The 26631-nt window shown below is 72.1% G+C and carries 21 protein-coding genes and 1 tRNA gene; 9 read left to right on the top strand and 13 right to left on the bottom strand.

Going from position 1 to position 26631, the window contains the following annotated elements:
- The first annotated feature begins 73 nt into the window (after positions 1-73).
- Positions 74-2863: an ExeM/NucH family extracellular endonuclease gene (locus AC4BGE_RS15155; protein ID WP_490575803.1), complete on the top strand. Its 2790-nt coding sequence runs from the start codon at positions 74-76 to the stop codon at positions 2861-2863.
- 136 nt (positions 2864-2999) lie between these two features.
- On the opposite strand, the gene AC4BGE_RS15150 is transcribed toward AC4BGE_RS15155, so the two are convergent.
- Together AC4BGE_RS15150 and AC4BGE_RS15145 are read right to left on the bottom strand one after the other, a co-directional pair.
- Complete coding sequence (locus tag AC4BGE_RS15150; protein WP_490575802.1) at positions 3000-3755, bottom strand: zinc metalloprotease; 756 nt, start codon at positions 3753-3755, stop codon at positions 3000-3002.
- Between the two features lie 14 nt (positions 3756-3769).
- Positions 3770-4531, bottom strand: coding sequence for an endonuclease/exonuclease/phosphatase family protein (locus AC4BGE_RS15145; RefSeq protein WP_490569513.1), 762 nt, complete (start codon positions 4529-4531; stop codon positions 3770-3772).
- A 58-nt stretch (positions 4532-4589) separates the two neighbouring features.
- On the opposite strand from AC4BGE_RS15145, the gene AC4BGE_RS15140 reads away from it, so the two are divergent.
- Entirely contained in the window at positions 4590-5144 is a 555-nt protein-coding gene (locus AC4BGE_RS15140; protein WP_490575801.1) for a nucleotidyltransferase family protein, read from the top strand.
- Positions 5145-5151: 7 nt separating this feature from the next.
- On the opposite strand, the gene AC4BGE_RS15135 is transcribed toward AC4BGE_RS15140, so the two are convergent.
- Positions 5152-7410 (bottom strand): MMPL family transporter, encoded by a 2259-nt coding sequence (locus AC4BGE_RS15135; protein WP_490575800.1) that lies wholly within the window; start codon positions 7408-7410, stop codon positions 5152-5154.
- A gap of 86 nt (positions 7411-7496) precedes the next feature.
- Between AC4BGE_RS15135 and AC4BGE_RS15130 the strand changes: the two genes are divergently transcribed.
- Positions 7497-8897, top strand: coding sequence for a GntP family permease (locus AC4BGE_RS15130; protein ID WP_490575799.1), 1401 nt, complete (start codon positions 7497-7499; stop codon positions 8895-8897).
- Positions 8894-9415: a gluconokinase gene (locus AC4BGE_RS15125; protein WP_490575798.1), complete on the top strand. Its 522-nt coding sequence runs from the start codon at positions 8894-8896 to the stop codon at positions 9413-9415. Before AC4BGE_RS15130 ends, AC4BGE_RS15125 begins: the two co-directional genes overlap by 4 nt.
- Positions 9416-9506: 91 nt before the next feature.
- On the opposite strand, the gene AC4BGE_RS15120 is transcribed toward AC4BGE_RS15125, so the two are convergent.
- Entirely contained in the window at positions 9507-10721 is a 1215-nt protein-coding gene (locus AC4BGE_RS15120) for a DUF4032 domain-containing protein (RefSeq protein WP_490575797.1), read from the bottom strand.
- Positions 10722-10747: 26 nt separating this feature from the next.
- Positions 10748-11860 (bottom strand): DUF2776 family protein, encoded by a 1113-nt coding sequence (locus AC4BGE_RS15115; protein WP_490575796.1) that lies wholly within the window; start codon positions 11858-11860, stop codon positions 10748-10750.
- A 71-nt stretch (positions 11861-11931) separates the two neighbouring features.
- Here AC4BGE_RS15115 and gadC point away from each other — a divergent pair, with 71 nt between their 5' ends.
- Genes gadC through AC4BGE_RS15095 form a run of 4 tightly spaced genes read left to right on the top strand, consistent with a single transcriptional unit; the run spans position 11932 to position 15958 of the window.
- The gene (gadC, locus tag AC4BGE_RS15110; protein WP_490575795.1) at positions 11932-13401 is read left to right on the top strand and encodes a glutamate/gamma-aminobutyrate antiporter GadC; all 1470 of its coding nucleotides are present in this window, start codon (positions 11932-11934) and stop codon (positions 13399-13401) included.
- 6 nt (positions 13402-13407) lie between these two features.
- Positions 13408-13842 carry a hypothetical protein gene (locus tag AC4BGE_RS15105; protein ID WP_490569505.1) on the top strand — a complete coding sequence of 145 codons (435 nt, stop codon included), beginning with the start codon at positions 13408-13410 and terminating at the stop codon, positions 13840-13842.
- 56 nt (positions 13843-13898) lie between these two features.
- A complete protein-coding gene (gene gad / locus AC4BGE_RS15100; protein ID WP_490569504.1) occupies positions 13899-15287 on the top strand; it encodes a glutamate decarboxylase in 1389 nt (462 codons plus the stop codon).
- Between the two features lie 14 nt (positions 15288-15301).
- On the top strand, positions 15302-15958 hold the full coding sequence (locus AC4BGE_RS15095) for a hypothetical protein (protein ID WP_490575794.1): 657 nt from the start codon (positions 15302-15304) through the stop codon (positions 15956-15958).
- A gap of 5 nt (positions 15959-15963) precedes the next feature.
- Here AC4BGE_RS15095 and AC4BGE_RS15090 read toward each other — a convergent pair whose 3' ends face one another.
- The 4 genes from AC4BGE_RS15090 to pdxY form a co-directional block, all read right to left on the bottom strand.
- Complete coding sequence (locus tag AC4BGE_RS15090) at positions 15964-18162, bottom strand: helix-turn-helix transcriptional regulator (RefSeq protein WP_490575793.1); 2199 nt, start codon at positions 18160-18162, stop codon at positions 15964-15966.
- Between the two features lie 54 nt (positions 18163-18216).
- Positions 18217-20037 carry a glycoside hydrolase family 13 protein gene (locus AC4BGE_RS15085; RefSeq protein ID WP_490575792.1) on the bottom strand — a complete coding sequence of 607 codons (1821 nt, stop codon included), beginning with the start codon at positions 20035-20037 and terminating at the stop codon, positions 18217-18219.
- A gap of 15 nt (positions 20038-20052) precedes the next feature.
- Positions 20053-20128: transfer RNA gene (locus AC4BGE_RS15080), tRNA-Thr, on the bottom strand.
- Positions 20129-20164: 36 nt separating this feature from the next.
- A complete protein-coding gene (gene pdxY, locus AC4BGE_RS15075) occupies positions 20165-21016 on the bottom strand; it encodes a pyridoxal kinase PdxY (protein WP_490575791.1) in 852 nt (283 codons plus the stop codon).
- A gap of 248 nt (positions 21017-21264) precedes the next feature.
- Between pdxY and AC4BGE_RS15070 the strand changes: the two genes are divergently transcribed.
- A complete protein-coding gene (locus tag AC4BGE_RS15070) occupies positions 21265-22203 on the top strand; it encodes a hypothetical protein (RefSeq protein ID WP_490575790.1) in 939 nt (312 codons plus the stop codon).
- Between the two features lie 97 nt (positions 22204-22300).
- On the opposite strand, the gene AC4BGE_RS15065 is transcribed toward AC4BGE_RS15070, so the two are convergent.
- The 4 genes from AC4BGE_RS15065 to AC4BGE_RS15050 are packed head-to-tail and all read right to left on the bottom strand — an operon-like array spanning position 22301 to position 26585.
- Positions 22301-23071 (bottom strand): dioxygenase family protein, encoded by a 771-nt coding sequence (locus AC4BGE_RS15065; RefSeq protein WP_490569498.1) that lies wholly within the window; start codon positions 23069-23071, stop codon positions 22301-22303.
- Positions 23072-23099: 28 nt separating this feature from the next.
- Positions 23100-23795 carry a uracil-DNA glycosylase gene (locus AC4BGE_RS15060; protein WP_490575789.1) on the bottom strand — a complete coding sequence of 232 codons (696 nt, stop codon included), beginning with the start codon at positions 23793-23795 and terminating at the stop codon, positions 23100-23102.
- Positions 23796-23806: 11 nt separating this feature from the next.
- Positions 23807-25240 carry a pyridoxal phosphate-dependent decarboxylase family protein gene (locus AC4BGE_RS15055; protein ID WP_490575788.1) on the bottom strand — a complete coding sequence of 478 codons (1434 nt, stop codon included), beginning with the start codon at positions 25238-25240 and terminating at the stop codon, positions 23807-23809.
- Entirely contained in the window at positions 25233-26585 is a 1353-nt protein-coding gene (locus tag AC4BGE_RS15050) for an MFS transporter (protein ID WP_490575787.1), read from the bottom strand. Before AC4BGE_RS15050 ends, AC4BGE_RS15055 begins: the two co-directional genes overlap by 8 nt.
- Positions 26586-26631: the final 46 nt, after the last annotated feature.

The following is a 26631-nucleotide window of genomic DNA, read 5'->3' as shown; positions in this document are numbered from 1 at the left end:
GTTTCCATCTGTCGCCGGCCACGCCTAGGGTCGGGCGCAGCACCATCGACTTCACCGGTCCTGGAGGGCTGTCATGCGTTCGTTCCACTCTCGTCCGGCCTACTGCGCGGCCGCGGCCGTCCTGGCCGCCTCGCTGCTGCCCCTGGCCGGCGCCGCGCAGGCGGCTCCCGCGACCGAGCTCTTCCTCTCCGAGTACGTCGAGGGCTCCGCCAACAACAAGGCGCTCGAGATCTACAACGGGACCGGCGCCCCGGTCGACCTCGCCGCGGGCGGCTACAGCGTGCAGATCTTCTTCAACGGCGGCAGCACCGCCGGCCTCACGGTCCCGCTGAGCGGCACGGTCGCCCCCGGCGACGTCTTCGTGCTCGCCCACTCCGGCGCCGGACCCGAGGTGCTGGCGGTCGCCGACCAGACCAGCGGCTCCGGCTTCTTCAACGGCGACGATGCACTGACCCTGCGCCGGGGCGACACCGTGGTCGACTCGCTCGGCCAGGGCGGCGTCGACCCGGGCACCGAGTGGGGCAGCGGCCAGACCTCCACCGCCGACAACACCCTGCGCCGCAGGGAGGCGGTCACCGCGGGTGACACCGACCCGGCCGACCCGTTCGACCCGGCGGTGGAGTGGGAGGGGTTCCCCACCGACACCTTCGCCGGCCTCGGCTCCCACCTCGGTGGCGGCGAGGAGCCGCCGCCTGCCGAGGGGCCGTCCCCGGCGTGCGGTGACGAGTCGACCCCGATCGGCGCCATCCAGGGCAGCGGTCCGTCCGCGGCCCTCACCGGGGTGGTCGCCACCGAGGGCGTGGTGGTCGGCGACCACGAGGGAGCCTCGCCGCGGCTGCGCGGGTTCTACCTCCAGGACCCCGAGGGCGACGGGGACGAGGCCACCTCCGACGGCATCTTCGTCTTCAACGGCACCGACGACGACGTCGCGCTGGGAGACCGGGTGCGCGTGGTCGGCACCGCCGAGGAGTTCGCGGGCCAGACCCAGATCTCCCGGACCACCTCGGTGGAGGTCTGCGCCTCCGGGCAGACGGTGGAGCCCACCGAGATCAGCTTCCCGGCCGACGAGGCGGAGCTCGAGCGCGTGGAGGGGATGCTGGTCAGCGTGCCGCAGACCATGACGGTCACCGAGCACTTCCAGCTCGGCCGCTTCGGCCAGGTGGTCGTCTCCTCCGGCGGACGGCTGCTCCAGCCCACCGACGTGGCGGCGCCCGGAGCGGAGGCGCAGCGTGTCCAGGAGGCCAACGACCGGCGGCGGCTGATCATCGACGACTCCACCCAGGCGCAGAACCCCGACCCGATCGTCTGGGGGCGTGAGGGGCGGCCGCTCTCCGCCGACAACACGCTGCGCGGTGGCGACACCGTCACCGGCGCGGTGGGCGTGATGACCTACACCTGGGGCGGCAACGCCGCCAGCCCCGACGCCTACCGTCTGCGCCCCGTGGACGCGCTCGGCGGGCAGGCGCGCTTCGAGGCCGCCGGTGAGCGCCCGGGCGGTCCGCCGCAGGTCGGCGGCAGCCTGCAGGTGGCCGGTCTCAACGTCCTGAACTACTTCAACACCTTCACCGGCTGCACCCTCGGTGTCGCCGGCGGGCCGACCGACTGCCGCGGGGCCGACGACGCCGCCGAGCTGGAGCGGCAGGCGGCGAAGACCGTCGAGGCGATCACCCGGATGGGCGCCGAGGTCGTCGCCGTGGTCGAGATCGAGAACGACGGCTACGGTCCCGACAGTGCGCTGGCCGACCTCGTCGCCCGCCTCGACGCGGTCGAGGGTGACGGGACGTGGGCCTTCGTCGACGCGGACGCCGGCACCGGCGAGGTCGATGCGCTCGGCACCGACGCGATCAAGGTCGGCATGCTCTACCAGCCGGCGGCCGTCACCCCGGTCGGCACCACCGCGGCGCTCAACACCGACAGCTTCGTCTCGGGCGGGGAGGCGGGCCGCGCCAACAACCGCCCCGCGCTGGCCCAGGCGTTCCGGGAGCGCGCGACCGGCGGGGTCTTCACCGCCGTGGTCAACCACCTCAAGAGCAAGGGCAGCGCCTGCGCGGTGCCCGACGCGGGCGACGGGCAGGGCAACTGCAACGAGGTCAGGCGGGTGGCCGCCGCCGAGCTGGGGGAGTGGCTGGCCGCGGACCCCACGGGAACCGGCGACACCGACACGCTGATCCTCGGCGACCTCAACGCCTACGCCCAGGAGGACCCGGTGCGCGCCCTGGAGGAGGCCGGGTTCTCCGACCTGGTGGCCCGTGAGCGTGGCGAGGAGGAGTACAGCTACGTCTTCGACGGCCAGTGGGGCTCGCTCGACCACGCCCTCGGCTCGCGGAGCCTCGCCGCGCAGGTGACCGGGGCCGCCCCCTGGCACGTCAACGCCGACGAGCCGAGCGTCCTGGACTACAACACCGACTTCAAGAGCCCGGGGCAGGTGGCCTCCCTCTTCGCCCCCGACGAGTTCCGCAACTCCGACCACGACCCGGTGCTGGTCGGCCTCGACCTGCGCGGCGCCGTCGCGGACGGCTCGGTGCTCGGTGCGGGCTTCGTCCGCACCGAGCGCGGCCAGGGCGTGTTCGCCCTGGGCGTCCAGGGCCGGGGCGGGCGGGCCGCGGGGGTGGTCACCTTCGCGAGCGCGTCGGTGCGGCTCCTCGGCACCCGGGTCGACCGGCTCGAGATCACGGACCGCCAGGCGCGCCTGGCCGGCACCGGATGGGTCGACGGCCGGTCCGGCTCCTACGAGATCACCGTGGTCGACGGCGGCCGGTCGGGTCCTGACCGGTTCCGGTTGGTGGTGCGCGACTCCGCCGGGAGCCAACTCCTCGACACCGGGTCGCGGCAGGTCACCGGCCAGGTGAAGATCCTCGGGTAGTACCCGGCCGTCACCGCCCGATTGCGTGAGATTCGCGTCACTTCCCTGCAGGAACGCGTGCGCGCAGGCCCGGTGCGACCTAATCTCTTCAATAGACCCCGCTGGTGACCCGAGACATCAGCGGGGTCCTCCAATTTCAGCAGGAGACGTTCCCGAGGCGGGCGAGCCCCTCGAGGTCACCCGGCCCGAAGCGTCCCTGCGAGGCCCCGCTCGGGTGCATCAGCTCACCCTCGTCGTCCACGTGGTCCAGACCGACCAGGTGGCCGAGCTCGTGGTCCAGGATCGCCGCGGCGTGGGCCCGGCCCGCCGGGCTGCCCATCAGGTCGGCGAAGGTGTCGCGGTCCAGGGCGACCATCCCGGTCACGAACTCCCGACGTCCCGAGCCCCGGGAGACCACGGTGCTGCCCGCCACCCCGGCGACGTCCCCGGCGAGGTCGGGGAGCTCCTCGGGGGTCGCCCACCCGATCAGCACCGGGTCGCTGCGGTCGAGCGCCCGGGCCAGGAAGTTGCGCGAGGCGGTCTCCCCGGCGTACTCGAAGACCAGGCCCGTGGCCTGTCCGATCCGCGCCACCGAGCCCTCGACCAGGGCCATGTGGTCGCTGGGGGCTCCCTCGGGGTTGACGGTGTAGCGCACCGGGCGGCACGGGCTGTAGGAGACCGGCTCGTCGGAGCCCCGCTGGGTGTACAGGAACTTGAAGGTCCCCGACCCCTCGTGCACCGGCAGCGGGGCGCTCAACCGGTCCGGGCCCATCCCGAAGATCCGCCGCAGGTCGTCGTACTCGGCCCCGGGGTGGAGCATGAAGACGCCTCCGAGGAGCACCGCGACCACGAGCAGCCCGCCGACCAGCGGGCTGCTCTGACGTCCCAGGCCCCTGCGGCCCTGCTGCTCCATGGATCAAGCCTGCCTCACCCGAGGTCGACGCAGAGCGCGCGGTGGTCGGAGAGGTCGAGCCGGGTGGAGCCCCCCGAGCGCACCCGCGCGGCCAGGCCCGGGCTGCCCAGGATGTGGTCGAGCTGCTCCGTGGGCCGGTCCGCGGGGAAGGTCGGCGCCTCCACCAGGGACCTCAGGGCGGTGAGACGCTGCGCCCGCTCGGTGCCCATGTTGAGGTCGCCGAGCACCAGCACCGGCCCCTGGCGACCCGCGAGCGCGGCGCGCAGGGTGCGCAGCTGACGCCGCTGCCACCACTCGATGAAGGTCAGGTGGGTGTTGGCCACGGTCAGCCGGCCGGTCGGCCCCTCCACCGTCGCCACCACCGCGACCCGGGCCTCGTCGCGCACCAGCTCGGGTCGTCGGCTCCCGTCGAAGCGCATCGGCACCCGCACCGGCACCGGAGCCAGGCGGACCGACTCCCACGCCGTGACGGGGTGGCGCGAGAGCAGCGCCACGCCGTAGGCCGCCGCGTCGGGGGCCAGGTCGCCGTCGGCCGCCATCCACACCCCCGGGCTGCCGTGCAGCGCCGCGACGAAGAGGTGCTCCGTGGCCCCCATCGCCTCGGCGGCCAGCGCGGTCAGATCGGCGCCGGCGGAGCGGGCCTGGTTGCGGTCGACCTCCTGGAGGGCCAGCACGTCGGCGTCCAGGCTGGCGATCGCGGCCGCGAAGCGGTCCAGGTCGACCTGGTCGTCCTCCGGTGAGCGGCCGTGGAGGATGTTGAAGGTCGCGACGCGCATGGCGGGCCTGTGCCCGCTGGGCACGTTGATCAATCGCGCCGCTGGGTACCGTGGCGCCGTGGACGTCGATGAGGAGAAGGCCAACCTGCGCGAGGCGCTCAAGCGCGTCGCCGTGGCCCTGAAGGAGTCGGGACTGCCTTTCGCGCTGGCGGGGGGCTACGCGGTGTGGGCGCGGGGCGGCCCCGAGCCGAGCCACGACGTGGACTTCCTGGTCGCCGAGGCGGACGCACCGGCGGCCGCGACGGTGCTGGCCGAGCACGGCCTCCAGGTGGTCCAGCCCCCCGAGGACTGGCTCTTCAAGGTCTTCACCGACGACGTGATGGTCGACGTCATCTTCCGGGACGCCACCGTCCCGGCCGAGCGCGCGATGTTGGCCGACGCGGACGAGATCGAGGTGATCTCGGTGGTGATGCCGGTGCTCTCCGCGACCCGGCTGATGATCCACAAGCTGCACGCCATGGACGAGCGGTACTGCGACTTCGGCCGGCTGCTGCCGGTGGCGCGGGCGCTGCGCGAGCAGGTCGAGTGGGACGTCGTGGCCAAGGAGACCGACGACAACGAGTTCGCCGTCGCCTTCCTCTACTTGCTCGAGCGGCTCCGCATCATCGACTGAGCCGGGCTCACCCGGCCCGCACGGGGGAGGAGTGCTCGCTCACGCCGTACCTGGCGTGCAAGCGCTTCATCCACCGCGGGGCCCACCAGTTCCAGCGACCGAGCATCGTCATCGTGGCGGGCACGATGACCATCCGGACGATCGTCGCGTCGATCAGCACCGCGACCGCGAGGGCGAAGCCCGTCTGCTTGATCACCAGCATCTCGCCGGCCGCGAAGCCGGAGAAGACGATGACCATGATCGCCGCCGCGGAGGTGATGATCCGTCCCGACCGCTGGAGGCCGACCCGTACGGCGGTGTCGTCGTCCTGGCCCTGCTCGTGCAGCTCGATGACGCGCGCCAGCAGGAAGACCTCGTAGTCCATCGAGAGCCCGAACCCGAAGGCGAGCACCAGCAGCGGGATCACCGACTCGATGCCGCCCGTCGAGTCGAAGCCCAGCACCGACTCCAGCGCCCCGTCCTGGAACGCCCAGACCAGGATCCCCAGGCTCGCGCCGAGGGAGACGATGTTGAGCAGCAGCGCCTTGACCGGGATCACCACGCTGCCGGTGAGCAGGAAGAGGAGCAGGAAGGTTGCTCCGGCGATCCAGAGCGCGGCCCACGGGGCCCGGTCGTGGACCGAGTCGGTGAAGTCCTGGAGCGACGCGGCCTGACCGGCCACCCAGGTCGGCACGCCGAGGTCCGCGTCGCGGAGCTCGGCGGCGACGTCGCGCGCCGCCCGGCCCATCGCGCCGCCGTCGGTGTGCACCCCGAGGGAGACCAGCTCGGGTCCGCCCGGGACGGCCCCGTCCGCCTCGACCCCCTCGGGCAGCGGGCCGAGCACGCGCGGCGGATCCACGGAGGTGACCTCGTCCAGGCCCTCCAGCTCCGCGACCAGGGCGGCCGCCTCCTCGGGGCTCGCCTGGGCGACCAGGGTCACGGTCGGGCTGGCCAGGACCGGGTAGTCCCGTTCCAGGTCCTCGATGAAGACCCGCTGCTCGGCGTCCTCGGGCAGCAGCTCGACTCCCGACGCGGTGAGGCGCAGGTCGAGCGCGGGGAGCGCGAGCAGCAGCAGCACCGCGACGCTGACGAGGGTGGTCAGCACCGGCCAGCGCTGCACCAGCCTGGCCAGGCGGCTGAAGACGCCGTCCTCGGGCGCCGCCTCCGCCCCCTGGCGCCGCACCAGCCGGGCGGCCCCCCAGGAGCAGAGGGCCGGGACCAGGGTGAGCGCCACGACCAGGGCGACCACGACGACCGCGACGCCGGCGGCGCCGATCGCCCGCATCACCGGGGCCTCGAAGAGCATCAGCCCCGACAGCGAGATGCCGACGATCAGGGCGGAGAAGAGCACCGTGCGGCCCGCGGTCGCCACGGCGGCCCCCACCGCGTCCTCGACCTGGGCGCGGGTGGGCGGGACCGTCCGGTCGGCTTCCGCGAGGTGCCCCAGCTCCTCGCGGAAGCGGCTCACCAGCAGCAGCCCGTAGTCGATGCAGAGGGCCAGGCCCATCACCGTGACGATGTTGACCACCGTGGCGTCGAGGTCGATCAGGTAGGAGAAGCCGAAGAGGATGGCCAGGGCCCCGGAGATCGACGCGATCGCCCCGGCGATCGGCAGGCCGGCCGCGATGAAGCCGCCGAAGACGAAGACCATCAGCAACAGGGAGAGCGGGAGGGCGATCCCCTCGCCGCGGGTCAGGTCCGCCTTGATCTGGTCGACGACGTCGTCGACGAGCAGGCCGGTGCCTCCCACCGAGACCTCGGCGCCATGCGGGCCGAGCAGCCGCTCCCCGTCGGTCCTGAGCACCTCGACGACCTCGTCCTGGACGGCGCCCCCGATCTCGCTGCCCACCTCGACCACCACCAGGAACGAGCCGCCGGCGGGGTCGTTGCCCTGCACCAGGCCGTAGGAGTCGGGGGAGCGCGGCCACCCGGGGGTGGTCATCGGGGAGGTGACCTCGCCGACGCCCTCGACCTCCTCGATGCGCTCCACCAGCTCGGTCACGTCACGGGCGAGGCCGGGGTCGGCCAGGTCGACGCCGTCGACCCGCGCGGTGACGTTGAGGGCGCCCTCGTCGGTGGCGGTGATCAGGTCACGCGCCGTCTGCGCCTGGCCGGGGGCCACGATGTCGCCGGTCTCGAGGCGGTCGAAGAGCGAGCTGCCCCCGAGGAGGCCGAGACTGGTGACGAAGCCCAGGACGACGAGCAGGCTCCAGGTGATGACCAGCGCGAGCCAGTGCCGGGCGGTGCCACGACCGAGGCGGAACAGGAGGGGGTCGGACGTCTTCACGACGAAGAGCCTGCCACCAAGCGGGTCGGCGCGGAGCGTCGGTCCCTGACGCTACGGTGTGACTCACGCCACTCCGAGGAGGCTCGATGGACCCCATGGACCCGGTCTACGGATCCGGCACGCTGCTCCTGATCGCGGCCGCGGGCATCGCCGTGCTGCTGGTGCTCATCATCGGGCTCCGCATGCACGCCTTCGTCGCGCTCGTCCTGGTCAGCTTCGGCACCGCGATCGCGGCGGGGGTGCCGCTGGCCGACGTGGCCGGCGTCGCGGTCGGGGCGTTCGGCTCCACGCTGGGGACGGTCGCCCTCCTGGTGGGCCTGGGCGCCATGATCGGACGGCTCCTGGAGATCACCGGGGGCGCCCAGGTGCTGGCCGACACCCTGATCAACCGGTTCGGCGAGAAGCGGGCCCCGTTCGCGCTCGGCGTCTCGGCCCTCCTCTTCGGCCTGCCGATCTTCTTCGACGCCGGCCTGGTCGTCTTCCTCCCGATCATCTTCTCGGTCGCCACCAGGTTCGGCGGCTCGGTGCTGCTCTACGCCCTGCCGGCGGCCGGCGGGTTCGCCGCGATGCACGCGATCGTCCCGCCCCACCCCGGCCCGGTCACCGCCGCCGCCGAGATCGGGGCCAGCATCGGCCTGACCACCCTGATCGGTGTGCCGGTCGCGGTCATCGCCTGGTACGTCGGGGTCCACCTCTTCACGATCGCCTACGCCGGGAAGGTGATGGTGCCGATCGACGACAGCGTGCTGACGGGTGGTCGGAGGGGGTCAGGTGCGGACGAGGCGGAGACGACCCCGCGTCGGGCCCCCTCGTTCGGGCACGTGCTGGCCATCCTGCTGCTGCCGCTGGTGCTGATCGGCGCCAACACGGTGCTCACCACGCTGCGCACCGCGGGGGACCTCGACGAGGAGGGGGTGGTGGTCGACTCCCTGATCTTCATCGGCCAGACCCCGGTGGCGCTGCTCATCACCCTGCTGGTCGCCACCTACACCCTGGGCAGCCGGGGCCGTTCGCTGGCCGACGTCGAGTCGATCCTCAACGACGCGCTCGGGCCCATCTGCGCGATCATCCTGATCACCGGCGCCGGGGGGATGTTCGGCGGCGTGCTGCGCTACAGCGGCATCGGCTCCGCGCTCTCGGAGTCGCTGGAGGACCTCGGCCTCCCGCTGATCCTCTCGGCGTTCGTGATCGCCACAATCCTGCGGGTGGCGCAGGGGTCGGCGACGGTGGCGCTGACCACCACGGCCGGGCTCATCTCGGCGGCCGTCGCCGCCGAGGGGCCCTCGTCGGTGCAGCTGGTCGCCCTGGTGATGGCGATCGCCGCCGGCGCGACCGTGCTCTCCCACGTCAACGACTCCGGCTTCTGGCTGGTCAGCCGGTTCTTCGGGATGGACGTCAAGACGACGCTGCGCACCTGGACGGTGATGGAGACGACCCTGGGGCTCTCCATCTTCGTGCTGGCCTGCGGGCTCTGGCTGGTCGGATGAGCACCTCGGACGAGCCGCCGTTCCACCTGGTCTTCATGGGGGTCTCCGGCTCCGGCAAGAGCACCGCGGCCCTGGCGGTGCAGGAGGAGCTGGGCTGGGAGATGGCCGAGGGGGACGACTTCCACCCGCCGGAGAACATCGAGAAGATGAGGTCGGGGCGCCCCCTGACCGACGACGACCGGTGGGGGTGGCTGCAGTCGCTGGCCGACTGGACCCGGGAGCGGGACGAGGCGGGGCAGCCGACGATCCTCAGCTGCTCGGCGCTGCGCCGCGCCTACCGCGACGTGCTGCGCCGGGGTGGTGAGGGCACCTTCTTCGTCCACATGGTCGGCGACAAGGGGCTGCTGCTGGAGCGGATGTCGGAGCGGGCCCACTTCATGCCGCCCACCCTGCTGGAGTCCCAGCTCGACACCCTGGAGCCGCTCCAGCCCGACGAGGCGGGCATGGTGGTGGACGTGGCCCACCCGCCGCGGCGGATCGCGGCCATGGTGCTGGCCCGGCTCGACCTCGGGAGGTAGCAGGTGGGGGAGGAGATCGCGTGCGGTCTGGCGCGCAACGGGGTCGGTGGGGATCCGCACCCGCTCGGCCGCGACACGGCCGGCTGACCCCCTACGCGTCGGGGGTGGCGGCGATCGCCTCCTCGGGCTTCGTCGGGAGGAACCGGTCGATGTAGTCACCGGCGGTCTCGAAGATGTCGACCTCGTGGCCGGCCTGCTCCGAGAGGTACCACCGGTGCTCGAGGATCTCGTGGAAGACCTCCGCGGGCTCGAGCTTGCCCCGTGCCTGCGGGGGGATCATCGCAACGATTGGGTCGTAGACGGTCGTGAGCCACATGTTCGCCACCAGGTGGCGGTCCTCGCGGCCGAGGTCGTGGGTCGCGGTGAAGGCCGCCAGGTCGTTGAGGAGCCGTCGGGCCTGGTTCTCCTCCACGTGCAGGCCGGTCAGCGACGCGAGCTCGCGCGCGTGGTGCCCGAGCTCGACCACCTTGGGCTGGATGCGCACCTGCTCGCCGTCGTAGTCGGTGATGATGTCGAGCTCGTCGACGTCGAAGCCGAGGTCGTTGAGGTGCTCGATGCGCTGCTCGATCCGCCACATCTCGTCGGTGGAGAACTCCTCCTCCCGGGTCAGCTCCGCCCACAGCGCGGCATAGCGCTCACGGAGCAGGTCGATCACGTGGTGCGGTGTCATCTCGCCGGCGACCACGCCGCTGGCCTGCAGGTCGAGCAGCTCGGCGAAGACGTTCTCGCAGCCCACGGTGATGTCGTGCTCGCGCAACCGGTCGCTGAGCGTCGCGCGCAGCTCCCCGGTCTCGGCGTCGACGAGGTAGGCCGCATACTCGCCCGCGTTGCGCCGGAAGAGGGCGTTGGAGAGCGACACGTCGCCCCAGTAGAAGCCCGCCAGGTGGAGCCGGACCAGCAGCACCACCAGGGCGTCGACCAGGGACGGCACGTGGGCCGCGGTCGCCCCGTGCGCGAAGAGGCTCCGGTAGGGGAGGGAGAACCGCAGGTGCTCGGTGACCAGCGCGGCGGGGAGCTCCTCGCCGCCCGAGCCCGTCCGTCCCGCGACCACTCCCATGGGGGCCACGGTGGGCAGGTCGAGGCGGCGCAGGTCCCGCAGCGTGCGGTACTCGCGGAACGCGATCGGCTCCTGGGTCTCCTTGACGGCGTAGGTGCGCGAGCCGAGGCGCACGATCCGCACCACGTGGCGGGAGAGACCGCGCGGCAGCGGGACGACGTAGTCGTCGCCCCACTCGGCCAGGGGCAGGTGCCAGGGCAACCGGACGATCGCCGGGTCCGGTCGGTGTGCCACGATCCGCAGCGCCATCGAGGCAGCCTAGCGCCCTCGCGTGATCACGGATCCTGGCTCGGGGAGGCGGTGCCGCTCTCCAGGATGGAGACGATCGAGTAGAGGGTGAAGCAGATCGCCCCCAGCCCCACCAGCACGTGCGCGGCGATGAAGACGCTTGAGTCGGTGAAGGCGGCCTGGAAGACGAACGCGGCGAGGAACAGACAGCTGAGCGCGGTCACCACGGGGATCAGCGGCACCCGGTTGGCCAGGCTGAAGGTACGCCGCCACACCAGCGCCAGCAGGCCGACCTTGCTCAGGATGCTGAAGCAGACCAGCCCCAGGCCGATCAGGACGAACCCCGGGGTGCGGTAGTAGGACTCGGCGTCGAGGACCAGCAGCACCACGCCCCAGCCCACGGAGAAGGCGCCCATCACGATCACGAGCCAGGGCCAGCCGACGCGGTCCCGCTCCCCGTAGCCGTCCTGGATCTGGCGCAGGATGCTCCAGACCAGCGCGATCAGGCTCGTGCAGATGGTCGCGAGGCCGCTCACCACGTGACCCACCGTGAACCGGCTGGGCGAGGTGGGCAGCGCCAGGTTGACGAGGCCGAAGCCCCAGGCGATCGCCGCCAGCAGCACCGGGATCGCGGCCAGCACCAGGACCGAACCCCTGGAGAACGCCTCGGCAGGCGGGCGGCCGGTGGGCGGCCGGGCGGAGTTGCGAGGGATGAGGGAGAACTTGGTGGAGGCGGTGGCGACGGTGGCCACGCAGCCGCAGATCAGGCCGAGACCGAGGACGACGTGCCCGGCGACGTACTCCGGGCTCTGGCCGGTCCCGGAGGCGCCGGTGAAGACGTAGATGCCGTACGCGGCGGTGACGACCGCCGCCAGGTAGCCCAGCGCGGGGTAGAGGACGCGGTCGACGGCGTTGAAGCGGCCGATCAGCTGACGGATGATCGTCGCGGCCGTGCAGAACAGGCACAGGCAGATCGCGCCGAGGAAGGTCACGACGCGGCCGGCCACGTAGTTGCCCGGCGCGTCGCCGGCGTTCCAGACGTAGACGCCGAACCCGATGCAGACGCCCATCATCGCCAGGGGGATGGCCCGGAAGACGACGCTGACCCAGTAGTTCACAAGATCACCATCCACCGCCATCCGGCTGGGCGCGTCACTCATTGTGAGTGATGCGGCCGGGGGGGGCACGCACCTATGTTCGGGGACGGAGCAATCCAGCGGAAGGTGTTGAGATGGCTACTCGGGAAGACGGCTCGACGCCGGCGCCGCAGCGTTCGGCGCCGAAGAGCTCGTACATCAGCTGGACCTCGATGGCGATCCTCATCGCCACGGCGGTCGCCAGCGTCCGCGGGCTGCCGGCCATGGCCGCGTACGACTGGGCATCGATCTTTCTCTACATCCTGCCCGCCATCTTGTTCATGGTGCCGGTGGCACTGGTGGCCGCCGAGCTGGCCAGCGGGTGGAAGGGCGGAGTCTTCGTCTGGGTCAAGGAGGCCTACGGCGACCAGCTCGGCTTCTTCGCGATCTGGCAGCAGTGGATGCAGAACGTCGCCTGGTATCCCGCCCAGCTGGCCTTCTTCGCGTCCGCGCTCGCCTACGTCTTCGATCCGGGCCTGGCGAACTCCGGCCTCTTCACGGGGCTGGTCATCCTGGTGGTGTACTGGTTCTCCACCTTCATCGCGACCTTGGGCGTCGACGCGTTCGCCAAGGTGGGGACGTGGGGGTTCCTGGTCGGGACGATCGTGCCCGCAGCGGCGTTGATCGTCTTCGCAGTCATCTACTGGCAGGACGGCGGGACCTCGCACCTCCCGTCGGTCAGCGACGCGGAGTGGTTCCCGAAGTTCACCGGCCTGGCGAGCATCGTGCTCATCGTCAGCAACTTCCTCTCCTACGCCGGGATGGAGATGAACGCCGTCCACGTGACGGAGATGCGCAAGCCGAGCGTCGAGTTCCCCAAGGCGATCGTGCTCTCGGTCATCCTCATCCTCTTCGTCTTCATCCTCCCCACCCTGGCCATCTCGATCGGCGTGCCGGGATCCAGCGTCAACCTGACCCAAGGCGTGCTCCAGGCGTTCGACGTCTTCTTCAACCATCTCGGGATGTCCTGGGGAACGACGGTCATGTCCTTGCTGATCGTCATCGGGATCCTCGCCTCGGTGGTCACCTGGATCCCCGGGCCGAGCAAGGGTCTCCTGCTGGTGGGCAAGGAGGGCTACCTGCCTCCGCGACTGCAGGGCACCAACAGCCACGGGATGCAGGTCCCGATCATGATGGTCCAGGGGCTCATCGTCACCGCGATGGCTGTGCTGTTCGCGATCCTTCCCTCGGTGCAGTCGGTCTTCTGGATCCTCACCGCCATGGCCGTGCAGCTCTACCTGCTGATGTACATGGTCATGTTCCTGGCGGCCATGCGGCTGCGCAAGACCCACCCCGAAGTCAAGCGCGGCTTCCGGACCCCGGCCATGCCCGTGGTGGGCTCGGTCGGGTTCGTGGCCAGCGTCGCGGCGTTCCTCCTCGGCTTCGTCGAGCCGTCGGGCAACGCGGACTCGACGCCCCAGGGGGTCTACATCCTGATCCTGGTGGCCGGGATCGTCCTGCTCGGGGTCTGGCCGTTCGTGCTCTACAAGATGCGCCGGCCGGAGTGGAAGGTCGAGACCTCCACGGAGAACACCCATACCGACACCCCGGTTGAGGAGGCGTGAGCTTCGATGATCACGACGCGTGAAGGCCGTCGCGCACGGCGGCGGATGACGGGCCTGGCGGTCGCGCTGGCACTGGGCCTCTCCGCGTGCACGGCCGCGGGCACTGCCTCCGACTCGGACGGCGACAAGGCGCGGGAGCTCGCCGCCCAGCTCAACACGAAGCTCGCCGACGCCGGCCTGCCGGCACTCGACACCGAGACGGCGACCGCGCTCTACGGCACCGACGGGGGGGTGAGCTGTGAGAACGCCGGCGAGCTGCAGCACCAGCTCTCCCTCTCCCAGTTCGGCAACAACTCCAGCCACCTGCGCCGGGTGGTGCTGGACCCGAGCCTGGTCAGCTACGACCTCGCCGTGGTCCAGACCTACTGCCCGGACAAGCTCGACGACTTCGAAGACGTGATCGACAAGCTCGAGACCGAGGAGACGGTCCCCACGCCCTAGCCGACCCCAGCCCACCACGACAGGCGCGCCATGCGCCGACCTGAGGAGCCAATGACATGCTGCACAACCGACGCTCAGTGCGAGACGCCCTCGAGGACGACGTCTTCGCCTCGACGGACCTCTCGGTCACGATGCCGAAGTACAAGTTCCCGAACGACGAGCAGGTGCCCCGGCACGCCTTCCAGGTCGTCCACGACGAGCTGATGCTCGACGGGAACTCGCGCCAGAACCTCGCCACCTTCTGCCAGACGTGGGTCGAGCCCGAGATCAACGAGCTGATGGCGTTGTCGGTCGACAAGAACATGATCGACAAGGACGAGTACCCGCAGACGGCCGAGCTCGAGGCGCGCTGCGTGCACATGCTCGCCGACCTCTGGAACAGCCCCGAGGCGGCCGACACCATGGGCACCTCGACCACCGGCTCCAGCGAGGCGGCGATGCTCGGCGGGATGGCACTGCTGTGGAAGTGGCGGGAGCGTCGTCGGGCCGAGGGCAAGCCCACCGACCGGCCCAACCTGGTCACCGGCCCGGTGCAGATCTGCTGGCACAAGTTCACCCGCTACTGGGACGTCGAGCACCGGGAGATCCCGATGGAGGGCGACCGGCTGCTCATGAACCCCGAAGAGGTGCTCAAGCGCGTCGACGAGAACACCATCGGGGTCGTCCCGACGCTGGGGGTCACGTTCACCTGCCAGTACGAGCCCGTCGCGGACGTGGCCGCCGCGCTGGACAAGCTCGAGGCCGACACCGGGCTCGACGTGCCCATGCACGTCGACGGTGCCAGCGGAGGGTTCATCGCGCCGTTCGTGGAGCCGGACCTGATCTGGGACTTCCGGCTACCGCGCGTGAAGTCGATCAACGCCTCCGGGCACAAGTTCGGCCTGGCGCCTCTCGGGGTCGGGTGGGTGGTGTGGCGCGACGCCGCGGAGCTCCCCGACGACCTGGTCTTCCACGTCAACTACCTGGGCGGCGACATGGCGGTGTTCGCCCTGAACTTCTCCCGCCCCGGCGGCCAGATCGTCGCCCAGTACTACAACTTCCTGCGGCTCGGCAGGGAGGGGTACCGCAAGATCCACCAGGCAGGCTACGAGACCGCGCGCTACCTGGCCGACGAGATCGGCCAGATGGGTCCGTTCGAGATGATCTACGACGGTCGAGGCGGCATCCCCGGCCTCACCTGGAAGCTGAAGGAGGGCGTGGACCACGGGTTCAACCTCTTCGACCTCGCCGACAGGCTGCGCACTCGTGGCTGGCAGGTGCCCGCGTACACGTTGCCTCCCGACCGGGAGGACCTGGCCATCCAACGGATCCTGGTGCGGCACGACTTCAGCCGGGACATGGCGTCGCTGCTGCTCGACGACTACCGGCGGTCGATGAAGATGCTCGACAAGCATGGGCCCAAGGAGTCCCTGAGTGCGGAGGAAGGCACCGGCTTCCACCACTGATGAAGGGGAGGTCCGTGCGGGAGGGCCGCGAGGCCTACGGCGAGACGCGGTGGCCCATGGCGGCAGCAGTCCTGGTCTCCATGGGCCTCACGGCCCAGCTCCCCGAGAGCCTGCGGCTCGGTCAGCCGTGGGTGCTCCCGAGCATCTCCGGGCTGCTGCTCGTGGCGCTGCTCGCCGGCGACCCCGGGCGGATCTCGCGCCGGACCACCGCGCTGCGGCTCACCTCGGTCGCGCTGATCACCCTGCTGTCCCTGGGGGCCATCTGGTCGACGGTCCAGCTCGTCGTCGACATCCTCGACGGCGGTGCCCAGACGGACTCGGCGCGGGAGCTGCTGTGGTGGGGTGGCTGCGTCTGGCTGATCACCGTCATCGCCTGCGCCATGCTCTACTTCGAGCTCGACGGGGGCGGGGCCGCGGCGCGCGCCGAGCGGATGCCACGCACGCCCGACCTGGCCTTCCCGCAGCAGCTGAGCCCTGAGGTGAGCCCCGAGGGCTGGTGCCCGCGGTTCCACGACTACCTCTACCTCGGTCTGACCAACGCCACCGCGTTCAGCCCCACCGACGTGATGCCGCTCGCCCCCTGGGCCAAGGCAGTCATGTCGGTCCAGGCCGTGACGTCGTTCGTGATCGTCGGGCTGATCGTGGCGCGGGCCGTGAACGTGCTGGACTGACCGGCTCACCCGCCGAGCAGGCCCAGCAACGTCGCGCGCTCGACCGCCTCGCCGCGCGACGTCACGCCGAGCTTGCGGTAGATGGCCGAGACCTCCGAGGCGACGGTGTTGCGTGAGATCCGGAGGCGTGCGCCGATGTCGGCGATCTTCAGGTGCGTCGCCAGGTAGGGCAGGACCCGGAGCTCCGCCGGAGTGAGGGGGGCCTCGTGCGGAGCGGTGCGGGCGCCCTGGGCGATCAGCGCGCGGAACTCTGAGACCTCCTCGGCCAGTACGCCGAGTGCCGGCCGTCGTCTCAGGACGGTGTCGATCTCGCTCAGCAGCCGCCGGGCACCGGCGTGCTCGCCGCGCGCCCAGCACACCTTCGCCAGCTGCACGCGTCCTCTGGTCGCCAGGCACGGCATCACGACGGTGGATGCCGCTCGGGCACGCATCGCCTGCTCGACTCGCTCGTCAGCCCGGGCCAGGTCGCCGCGGTGCATCGCCAGCCGGGCGGCGGCGGCGAAGGCGAGCAGGCTGACCGCGTAGTCCTCCAGCCGGTGCTGCGCGACCGTGCGCAGCGCGAGGTCGACATGGTCCGCCGCCTCGCGCCAGCGGCCCGCGTCCATGTCGAGGACGGCCAGGCTCGACTCGCCGTGCACCACCGCGTCGGCGCTGCCTGCGGAGAGCGCCTCCGCGCTCGCGTCCTCGAAGAGGTCCGCGGCCGGCACGAGGGCCCCGCAGAGGAGGTGCGCCTCGGCGAGCAGGCACAGGGACGCGGCCCGCCAGGGACTCCACTGCGCCCCCGCGGCGGCGGCTGCGAGCTCCCCGTCCGCCCTCATCTGCTCGGGTCCCGCGGGACACATCGCGGCCCGCAGCATCGACCGGGGGGCGAGTGAGTCGGGGACGTCCGGCGTGCGGGCTGCCCACCGCTGCGCCCGGGGTGTGTCGCCCACCGAGGCCGCCACCCAGCCGGCCATGACCGACAGGGGCGGGTGCGCCTCGATCACGGAGTCCCCCAGGGCCCCCAACCAGCGCTGCACCGTCGCGACGTCGCCGGCGCCGCTGGTGGGCAGGGCGAGCTCTGTGACCAGCTGGGCGCACCGGTGGAGGTCGCTGGTCGCCAGCAGGCACTCCACCGCCCGCTCCGGGGCACCGTGGGACTCGAACCAGTCCGCGGCGCGCAGGTGCAGCTTCTCGGTCACTTCCGGCTCGACGCTGCCGAGCTCTGCCAGCAGGAACTCCCGGAAGAGGGGGTGATAGCGGTACCACCCCCTCGTCCGGTCGAGGGGGACGAGGAAGGAGCTCGACGCCTCGAGGGTGCGCAGCCGGTCCTGGGCGCCCTGCTCCTCCAGGACGGCGTCGCACAGCGGGCCGTGGAGCCGGTCGAGGACGGCGGTGCGTCGCAGGAACCGCTGGGTCGCCGGGTCGAGGTCGCCGAAGACCTCGCGGTGGAAGTAGTCGGCGATGAAGGGGTCGGTCCCGGTGACGGCCTCGGCCGGGCCGGCGTCGACGTGGGCCTGGGCGACGAGGGCGGCCAGGTGGAGGCCGACCGGCCAGCCCTCGGTCCGCTCGGTCACCTCCCGGGCCCGCTCGGGGGTGAGGTGCGTGCCGGCAGCCGCGAAGATGTGCGCGGCACCGGCCGCGTCGAGACGCAGATCGGCTCCGGTCAGCTCGATGGCCGCGCCGGCGGCGCGGAGCCGGGGCAGGTGCGGCTGGGCGTGGCGGCTGGCGCACACGACCTGGGAGCCGGCCGGGACCGCGGCCCCGACGATGCCCAGGACGTCGTGGCACTCGGGGGAACGGAGCACGTGCAGGTCGTCGAGGAACAGCACGAACGGGGTCGCCGTCTGCCTGAACGCCGCGGCGAGATGAGCCGCGTCCCGGCTGTGCGTGGCGACGGCCGGGCCTGTCTGCTCCGGTGACGTGCGCTGGAGGGCGGAGGCGAGCAGGAAGAGCAGGCGGTCCGCGTGGTCGTCGAGTGCGTCCAGCGAGACCCAGCCGACTCTGCGGTGCTCGCGCTGGGCCCACTCGTGGAGCAGGGCCGACTTCCCGTAGCCGGCGGGTGCGGTGACGCCCACCGCGACGGCTCCGGTCTGGCGGGCCGCGTCCGTGAGCCAGGCGCGGCTCAGGAGCCCGGGGGTGGGCGTCGGGACCGACAGCTTGACGTCGAGAAGGACGTCGTCAAGCCCGACTCGGCGAGCGAGCCTGTCGACGGTCGTGGTCACGTCCCTCAACGTAGGAAGCGTCCCCGGCCGCGGACAGAGGCGAAGTGCCCCGTCTCACCGGGCCAGATGGACGGTGAGCACCGGCCCGTCGTACGCCGCGCCGGGGGCCGGGTCGACACCGTCCTCGGTGGCCAGCAGGAGGCGTCCCGACGGGAGCCCCTCGATCGCGGCGCCGCCGGCCCGTCGGGCGGTGACCAGCACGGTGCCCTCGGGGTGCTCGCGCAGGTAGGCCACCGCGTCGGCGCCGACGTGCGCCCACCGCAGTCCGCCGCGGCGCAGGGCGGGATGCTCCCGGCGCACCCGGGCCAGCGCGGCGTACGTCGCCAGGGTGGCGGTGTCCCACTCCTCGCGGCGGTGCCAGGGCATCGGGCGGCGCGAGTCCTCACCGAGCACGCCCTCCAGGCCGATCTCGTCGCCGGCGAAGACCATCGGGATCCCGGGCATGGTGAACTGCAGGCCGGCGGCGACCCGGTGCACCTCGGCGGAACCGACGACCGTGCGGATCCGGGCGCTGTCGTGGGAGCCCAGGATGTTCCACCCGGCCGCGGTGGCCCGCCAGCCCAGCGAGCCCTGCCAGTCGCGCAGGGCGCGGACCAGTGCGTGGCCGTCGCGCCGAGGCACCGGGAGGGGGCGGCCGAAGGCGCGGGCCGGGCTCGCCGGGTCGCGCAGCCACGACCAGACCGGCCAGGAGAAGCCGGAGTAGTTCATGGCGCCGTGCCAGCCGTCGCCGTCGACGTCGCCGGTGGCGTCGTGGTTGTGCTCGCCGATCACCCAGGCGTCGGCGCGCTCGGCGGTCGCGGTGCGGCGTACCGCGCGGGCCACGTCGTGGGCGACGTCGACGGCGCCGAGGCGGCCGGTCATGTTGGCGACGTCGATGCGCCAGCCGTCCAGCGCGAAGGGCGGGCGCATCCAGCGGGCGACGACGGAGTCGGGCCCTTCCACCATCCGGGCGCGCAGAGCGGGGCTGGTGTGGTCGATCTTGGGCAGCGTGCGGTGGCCCATCCAGCACTCGTAGTCGCCGTCGTCGTCGAGGAAGTAGTAGCCGCGCTCGGGCGACTCGGGGTCGCTGAGCGCGGTGCGGAACCACTCGTGGGTGTCGCCGGTGTGGTTGGTGGTCAGGTCGCCCAGCAGTCGCCAGCCGCGCTCGTGGACCGCGCTGCTCAGCCGGGCGTACGCCTCGTCGCCGCCGAGCAGGGGGTCGACCCGGTCGAAGGTGGAGGCGTTGTAGCGGTGGTTGCTCTCGCCGGGGAAGACGGGGGTGGTGTAGACGATGTCGGCCCCCACCTCCTCGACGTGGTCGAGGTGCTCGGTGAGCCCGTCCAGGTCGCCCCCGAAGAGCTGGAGCGGGGTGCGTGGGTCGTGGCCCTCGAAGAGGACCTCGTCGTCCCAGCCGGCCGGGACGGCCCAGTCGGGCACCGTGCGCTCGTCGGCCGCCGCCGAGCGGGCGAAGCGGTCGGGGAAGACCTGGTAGATGACTCCGTCACGCGCCCAGTCGGGTGCCTCCGGATGGGCGGAGACCTTGAAGTCGAAGGCGTCCGGCACGTCGTGGTCCACCGGGCCCGCGCCCGTCAGCCACTGCTGCTCGCCGCCGCGCGTCAGCAGGAAGCGGTAGTGGGTCACCGGGTTGTGGACCGGCAGGGTGCCGTGCCACCAGCGCGCGGTCTCCCCCTCGCCGACGGGCCGGGCGACCATCAGGTGGTACACCGGCTCCGCGTCGTACGTCGTGCGCACCCACATCGCCTCGACCGGGTCGGCGGCGGCGGTGCGGACCCGGACCGTGACCAGGTCGCCCAGGTGCGGCGGGACGTCGACGCCGCGTCCGCTGTCGAGGTAGACGCTCGAGCCGTCGTGGTGGGGCAGGTCCAGGGGCGTCATGGGGGACATCTTGCGTGGAGCCGGTGACAGGAGTCGAACCCGCGACATCCATATTACAAGTATGGCGCTCTACCAACTGAGCTACACCGGCGTGCGCCATCTCGCGGAGAGCGCCCGCACATCGTAGTCAGCGGACCTGTCGGACCTCGAACTGCATCCGCGGGTTCGCGAAGACCTCCTGGGACTGGACCAGCCGCAGCTCGCGCTCGCCGGAGTCGAGGGTGGCCTGCAGCAGGTCGAAGACGCTGGAGGTGGTGGCGGCCAGCGCCTGGGCCGCGGAACCGGTCTCGTTCAGGTGGGCGGTGAAGAGCGCAGCGGTGACGTCGCCCGACCCGTTGGCCTTGAAGGGCAGGTGCGGGGTCTGCACGATCCAGGCACCGTCGCCGGTGACGGCGAGCATCTCGATGGTCCCCTCAGGGCGGTCGGGGCGCTCCACGCTGGTGACCAGCACGGTGCTCGGGCCCATCGCCATCGCCTTGTCCGCGGAGTCCAGGGTGCTCTCCAGGGTGTCGGGCTCGGTGTGGGTGAGGAAGCCGAGCTCGAACTGGTTGGGGGTGATGATGTCGGCCACGGGCACGACGCGCTCGCGGATGATCGGCGGGATGCCGGGGTCGACGAAGCAGCCCGACTTGGCGTTGCCCATCACCGGGTCGCAGGTGTAGGTCGCCTCGGGGTTGGCCGCCTTCACCTTGGCGACCGCCGAGAGGATCACGTCGGCGATCCCGGCGCCGCCCTGGTAGCCGGAGAGCACGGCGCCCACCTCGCCGAGGACTCCGCGGTCCTCGATGCCGTCGACGACGGCCGCCACGTCGCTGGGGGCCAGCAGCGGCCCGCCCCACGACCCGTAGCCCGTGTGGTTGGAGAAGTTGACGGTGTGCACCGGCCACACCTCGTGGCCGCGACGCTGGAGCGGGAAGACGGCGGCCGAGTTCCCGACGTGGCCGTAGGCGACGTGGGACTGGATCGAGAGGATCTTCACGGGTGTCAGTCTCGCACTCCTGGCCGCGGGCCGCCCCCCGTGCTTGCGGTGCGTCCCTGGCGGTTTCGCCGGGGCCCCGGCGAACCCGCCAGTTCCTGACCGTTGCAACGGTCAGGAACTGGCGGGAGAAGTAGGGAAGTCCCCGGTTTCGGACCCTTGGGCGTGCACAGGCGCAAGGGGTCGGCTTTCCTCCCCAGAAGCACGGTGGTGGCGAGGCGTTCACGACCGATTCGGTCAGAGAGTTCATCGTGCTCGATCTCTCCCAGCTCCGCCCCAGTGGTGTGTTCCTACGCCGTGACGCCCTCGCCCATGGGTACCGCGACCGGGACCTGTCGGCCGCGCTTCGCGGCAAGGTGCTCCACCGGGTACGTCACGGGGCGTACGTCGAAGCCAGCCGATGGGCGGAAGCTGATCTGGAGGGCAGGCATGCACTGGCCGTGCACGCGGTCCTGCTGACCCACCGGCCAGGTTCCGTGGTGCCGAGCCACACCTCAGCCGCTGTCCTGCACGGTCTCTCCCTCCACCGCCCAGACCTGACCAGGGTCCACGTGACAGTGCTCGACGGCTCCGCAGGCAGGCGTGGGCACGATCTCGTCTACCACCAGGGTGAAGTTGAACCCTCCGACATCGTCACGGCCGAGGTGGATGCGATGAAGCCGGTCCGGGCGGCGTTGGAGGCCGCGTCGTTGGCGGACGTGGAGGCGGGGGTGGTCGTCCTCGACTCCGTGCTGCATCGCGGTCTTGCCGACCTGGCCGGCGTGTGGGCGGCGTACGAGCGGATGGCACGCTGGCCAGGAACCCTCCGTCTGCAGACCACGGTGCGGCTCGCCAGGCACGGTGCCGAATCGGTCGGCGAGTCTCGTGCGCGGTACCTGTGCTGGTGGGCGGGAGTGCCCGAACCTGTGCTGCAGCACCCGGTGACAGACCTCCACGGCCATCTGATCGGGCTCAGTGACTTCTGGTGGCCGGACGAGCGCCTGCTGGGCGAGTTCGACGGTGCCGTGAAGTACGGCCGTCTGTTGCGTCCTGGCGAGTCCGCGGGGGACGCGGTCTTCCGGGAGAAGCAGCGGGAGGACCGGATGCGGGAGGCCGAGCGAGCCTCGATGATCCGGTTCGTCTGGTCGGACCTGTCCCAGCGTGCTGCGACCGCGCGACGTTTGCGGCACGCGCTGGGTCTGGATCGGTGAACTGCCCGGTCTCCCCGAGGATCCCTGTCACTTCTTGACCGTTGCAACGGTCAAGAAGTGACGGTTTCACCGGGGACCCGGTGAAACCACCAGCCCTTCAGGCGACCTGGAGGGACCGCTTGGAGAGGCCCATCCAGAAGCCGTCGATCCGCTGGTCCCCGGGGTCGTCGGCGACGGTGGCCGCGCCGAGCGTCACGAAGAGGGGCGTGTAGTGCTCCACGGTCGGGTGGGCGTAGGGCATGCCGGGGGCCTTGGACCGGTAGGAGGCGAGCTCGTCGACGTCGCCGCGGGCCAGTGCCTCGGCGGCCCAGGCGTCGAACTCGTGCGACCAGCCGGGGGCGGGTGCGTCGATCCGGAACTCGCGCAGGAAGGGCAGCCCGTGGGTCAGGAAGCCCGACCCGATGATCAGCACGCCCTCGTCACGCAGCGGGCGGAGGCGCGCGCCGAGCTGCATGAGGGTGCCGGGGTCCTGGGTGGGCAGCGACATCTGCACCACCGGGACGTCCGCGGCGGGGTACATGATCCGCAGCGGAACCCAGGCCCCGTGGTCGAGGCCGCGGGAGACGTGCTGGTGCACCGGCTGGGTGTCCGGCATCATCGCGGCGATCCGCGCGGCGAGGGCGGTGGAGTCGGGGGTGTCGTAGCGCATCTCGTAGTACTTCGGGGCGAAGCCGCCGAAGTCGTAGACCAGCTCGGCGCCACTGGCCGTGAGGCTCACCGGCGCGGACTCCCAGTGCGCGCTGACGATCAGGATCGCCTTCGGCCGGGGCAGGTCGCGGGCCCAGGCGGCGAGCTCGCCCGACCAGACGGGGTCATCCAGCAGGGGGGGAGCGCCGTGGCCGAGGAAGAGGGCGGGCATCCGGTTCATGCCCACCATAATAGTTAAACTCTCAACTTTATTCCGGCAGGCGCCAGTCCACGGGTGTCCCGCCCTGCTCCTCGAGCAGCCGGTCGACCCGGCTGAACGGGCGCGAGCCGAAGAAGCCGCGGGAGGCCGAGAGCGGCGAGGGGTGCACGGACTCGACCCAGGGGATCGGTCCGAGCAGCGGCTTGAGGGTCTGGGCGTCCCGGCCCCAGAGGATGGCGACGCACGGACCGCCCCGGGCGGCCAGCGCCTTGATCGCGTGCTCGGTCACCGCCTCCCAGCCGCGCCCGCGGTGCGACCCGGAGTCCCCGGGGCGCACGGTGAGCACCCGGTTGAGCAGCATCACCCCCTGATCGGCCCAGGCGCTCAGGTCTCCGTGCGGGACCGGGGGATGACCCAGGTCGTCGGCCAGCTCGCGGTAGATGTTGACCAGGCTGCGCGGGACCGGGCGGACGTCGGGCGCCACGGCGAAGCTCAGGCCGATCGGGTGACCGGGCGTGGGGTAGGGGTCCTGGCCCACGACCAGCACCCGGACGTCGGCGAGCGGGCGCTGGAAGGCCCGGAAGACCGCGTCGCCGGCGGGCAGGTAGGGACGGCCGGCTGCGACCTCGTCCCGCAGGAACCGGCCCAGGGCGGCGATCCGGTCGTCGACCGGCTCCAGGGCCCGGGCCCAGTCCTCGGCCATCAGGCCGCGTTCGACCAGCGAGGCGAGTCCGCGTGCTCCCATGGCCCGACAACCTAGCTGGCCGGTGGACGCACCGGTCGCGCGAGCCGGTCCAGGAAGGCCACCAGCAGCGCCTCCCGCATCGCCGGCGCCGCGACGTCGAGCAGCGCGTTGACCTCCGCCATCCGGTCTGGCAGCGCCAGGTCGGCACCGGAGCCGGCGAGCAGCCCGGACGCCGCGAGCAGGCCGTCGAAGTCGGCGTCGGTCAGTGCAGCGGGGTCGAGCGCCTCGACGAAGGCCACGACGCCCGCGTCGACCCGGACCGGACCCGCGGCCACCGCCGCGGCCACCGAGGCGCTCAGCGCTGCCAGCAGCTCGTCGACGTGGGCCAGCGTGGCCGCGCTCACCGAGAGGTGCACGGTGGCCGGCTGGTCGCCGTACGACATCTGGGGCTGGGCGTACCAACCGCGCGCCGCCAGCTCGTCGGTCAGGGTGAAGGGGTCGCAGCTGCCGTCGGTGGCCAGTGCGAGCAGCGTCGAGTCCGGGGCCACGACCAGGCGCAGCGCGGGGAGCGACCCGAGACCGTCGCGGATCCGGTCGACCGCCTCCAGGACCTGGGCGGTCAGCCGCAGGTAGCCCTCGTGGCCCAGCGTGGTGACCACCGCCCACGTGCCGGCCAGGGGGCCGCCGGACTTGGTGGACTGCACCGTGGAGTTGAGCATCGTGTAGCCCGGCCAGGCGGCCGAGGCGAAGTACTGCGGACGGCGCAGGGCGCTGGTGCGGTGCAGGAGGAGCGAGGTGCCCTTGGGGGCGTAGGCGTACTTGTGGGTGTCGACCGAGATCGAGGTGACGCCCTCGACCGCGAAGGTCCACGGCGGCACCGCACGTCCGAGCCGCGCGGCGTACGGGAGCACCCAGCCGCCGATGCAGGCGTCGACGTGGCAGCGGATCCCTCGGGCGGCGGCGGCCGCCGCGATCTCGGGCACCGGGTCGACGACGCCGTGCGCGTAGGACGGGGCCGAGGCGACCACCAGCACGGTGCTCGGGTCGAGGGCGCCGGCCATCGCGACCGGATCGGCGCGGAAGTCGGGGCCGACCGGGACGAGCACGGGTCGCACCCCGAAGTAGTGGGCGGCCTTGTGGAAGGCGGCGTGCGCGGTCTCGGGCAGCACCATCGAGGGCCGCTCGATCTCCGGGTGCGCGTCGCGGGCGGCCTGGACCGCGAGCAGCACCGACTCGGTGCCGCCCGACGTGAGCGTGCCCACCGCTCCCTCGGGCGCGTCGAGCAGGTCGGCAGCGAAGCCGACCAGCTCGTTCTCCATCTGCAGCAGGCTGGGGAACGCGGTGGGGTCCAGGCCGTTGGAGCCGGCGTACGCCGCGACCGCCTGTCGGCCGATCTCGTCGACCTCGGAGAGCCCGGAGTCGTAGACGTAGGCCAGGGTGCGGCCGCCGTGCACCGGCAGGTCGGCGGCCTGCCGGGCGTGCAGCAGGGTCAGGGCGTCAGGCACGGCTCTCCTCGAGGTCGACGTCGGCGGCCTCCAGCCGGTAGCCGCGCAGCCACCAGAGGCTGAGCAGCACCAGCACCGCGGGCAGCAGGCTGAAGCCGTAGGTGATCGCGGTCAGCGCGGAGTCGGGCTGGACGGCGCCGCCATCGGTCGAGGAGCGGTAGTCGCCCAGCGCCAGCACCACGGCGAAGACGCCGGGGCCCAGGGCCAGCCCCAGGGTCTCCCCGGCGGTCCAGACGCCGGTGTAGACGCCCACCCGGTTCTCGCCGGTCCGCCGGGTGTCGACCGCGGCCGCGTCCGGCATCATCGCCATCGGGAAGACCTGGCAGCCGGCGTACCCGACGCCGACCAGCGCGGTGGCGGCGAAGACGACTCCGGTCGGGGCCACCTGGGCGGTGGCGGCCAGCGCGGCCCCGGCGGCCAGGACCAGGGACGAGAGCAGGTAGCCGTTCTTCTTGCCCAGCCGTCCTCCGACCCGGGCCCAGGCCGGGGTCAGCACCAGGGCCGGGCCGACGAAGCAGACGAAGAGCAGGGTCGCCGCCCCCGAGCTGTCCAGCACGTCGCCCGCCAGGTAGTCGACGCCGGCCAGCATGCAGCCGGTGGCCAGCGCCTGGAGCACGAAGGTGATCAGCAGCAGCCGGAAGTCCCGGGCGCGCCCGACCACCCGAAGCTGCTCGCGGAACGAGCCGCTGCCGGCCGCGACCCGGCCGACCGGGGCGTGCCGGGTGCCGCGGTAGGCGCTCACCACCCCGAGCGCGATGACCAGCGCCATCACCACGCCCATCACCCGGTAGCCGTCGCGGCCGCCGACCCCGTCGCGGATCAGCGGGGCGGTGGCGCCAGCCAGCATGATCGTGAACGCGAGGATCGCCACCCGCCAGGTCATCAGCCGGGTGCGTTCGGCGTAGGAGTCGGTGATCTCGGCGGGCATCGAGACGTAGGGCACCTGGAAGAACGCGTACGCCGTCGCCGCGGCCAGGAAGAGCGCCAGCACCCAGCCGGCCTCGGCCACCTTCGACCCCATCTCGGGCGCGGCGAAGATCAGCGCGAAGCAGACCGCCAGCGCGAGGCCCGCCCGCAGCAGCCACGGACGACGAGGGCCGCGAGGATCCACGGTGCGGTCGCTGATCCGGCCGGCGACCGGGTTGAGGACCACGTCCCAGGCCTTGGGGGCGAAGACGATCAGCCCCGCCCACAGGGCGGCGATCCCGAGACTGTCGGTGAGGAACGGCAGCAGCATCAGCCCGGGCACCGTGCCGAACGCGCCGGTGGCCACCGAGCCCGACCCGTAGCCGAACCGCACGCGGGCCGGCAGTCGGGTGGCGGGGGTCACACCTGTCTCGGTCATGGCGGCACCCTAGGGCCAGCGGGGGACAGGGCCGGGCAGATCGGCG

The organism is Nocardioides sp. Z50_6, from assembly GCF_058215755.1.
The sequence above is the reverse complement of the archived record's forward strand: the minus strand, read 5'-3'. Positions and strand labels throughout refer to the sequence as shown.

Excerpts from the sequence above, each read along its gene's own strand:
- AC4BGE_RS15050 (WP_490575787.1), bottom strand. The coding sequence starts at position 26,585 with ATGACCGAGACAGGTGTGACCCCCGCCACCCGACTGCCGGCCCGCGTG.
- AC4BGE_RS15155 (WP_490575803.1), top strand. The coding sequence starts at position 74 with ATGCGTTCGTTCCACTCTCGTCCGGCCTACTGCGCGGCCGCGGCCGTC.
- AC4BGE_RS15065 (WP_490569498.1), bottom strand. The coding sequence starts at position 23,071 with ATGAACCGGATGCCCGCCCTCTTCCTCGGCCACGGCGCTCCCCCCCTG.
- AC4BGE_RS15125 (WP_490575798.1), top strand. The coding sequence starts at position 8,894 with ATGAGCACCTCGGACGAGCCGCCGTTCCACCTGGTCTTCATGGGGGTC.
- AC4BGE_RS15145 (WP_490569513.1), bottom strand. The coding sequence starts at position 4,531 with ATGCGCGTCGCGACCTTCAACATCCTCCACGGCCGCTCACCGGAGGAC.
- AC4BGE_RS15115 (WP_490575796.1), bottom strand. The coding sequence starts at position 11,860 with ATGAGTGACGCGCCCAGCCGGATGGCGGTGGATGGTGATCTTGTGAAC.
- AC4BGE_RS15060 (WP_490575789.1), bottom strand. The coding sequence starts at position 23,795 with ATGGGAGCACGCGGACTCGCCTCGCTGGTCGAACGCGGCCTGATGGCC.
- AC4BGE_RS15120 (WP_490575797.1), bottom strand. The coding sequence starts at position 10,721 with ATGGCGCTGCGGATCGTGGCACACCGACCGGACCCGGCGATCGTCCGG.
- AC4BGE_RS15105 (WP_490569505.1), top strand. The coding sequence starts at position 13,408 with ATGATCACGACGCGTGAAGGCCGTCGCGCACGGCGGCGGATGACGGGC.
- AC4BGE_RS15130 (WP_490575799.1), top strand. The coding sequence starts at position 7,497 with ATGGACCCCATGGACCCGGTCTACGGATCCGGCACGCTGCTCCTGATC.
- AC4BGE_RS15085 (WP_490575792.1), bottom strand. The coding sequence starts at position 20,037 with ATGACGCCCCTGGACCTGCCCCACCACGACGGCTCGAGCGTCTACCTC.
- gadC (WP_490575795.1), top strand. The coding sequence starts at position 11,932 with ATGGCTACTCGGGAAGACGGCTCGACGCCGGCGCCGCAGCGTTCGGCG.
- gad (WP_490569504.1), top strand. The coding sequence starts at position 13,899 with ATGCTGCACAACCGACGCTCAGTGCGAGACGCCCTCGAGGACGACGTC.
- AC4BGE_RS15150 (WP_490575802.1), bottom strand. The coding sequence starts at position 3,755 with ATGGAGCAGCAGGGCCGCAGGGGCCTGGGACGTCAGAGCAGCCCGCTG.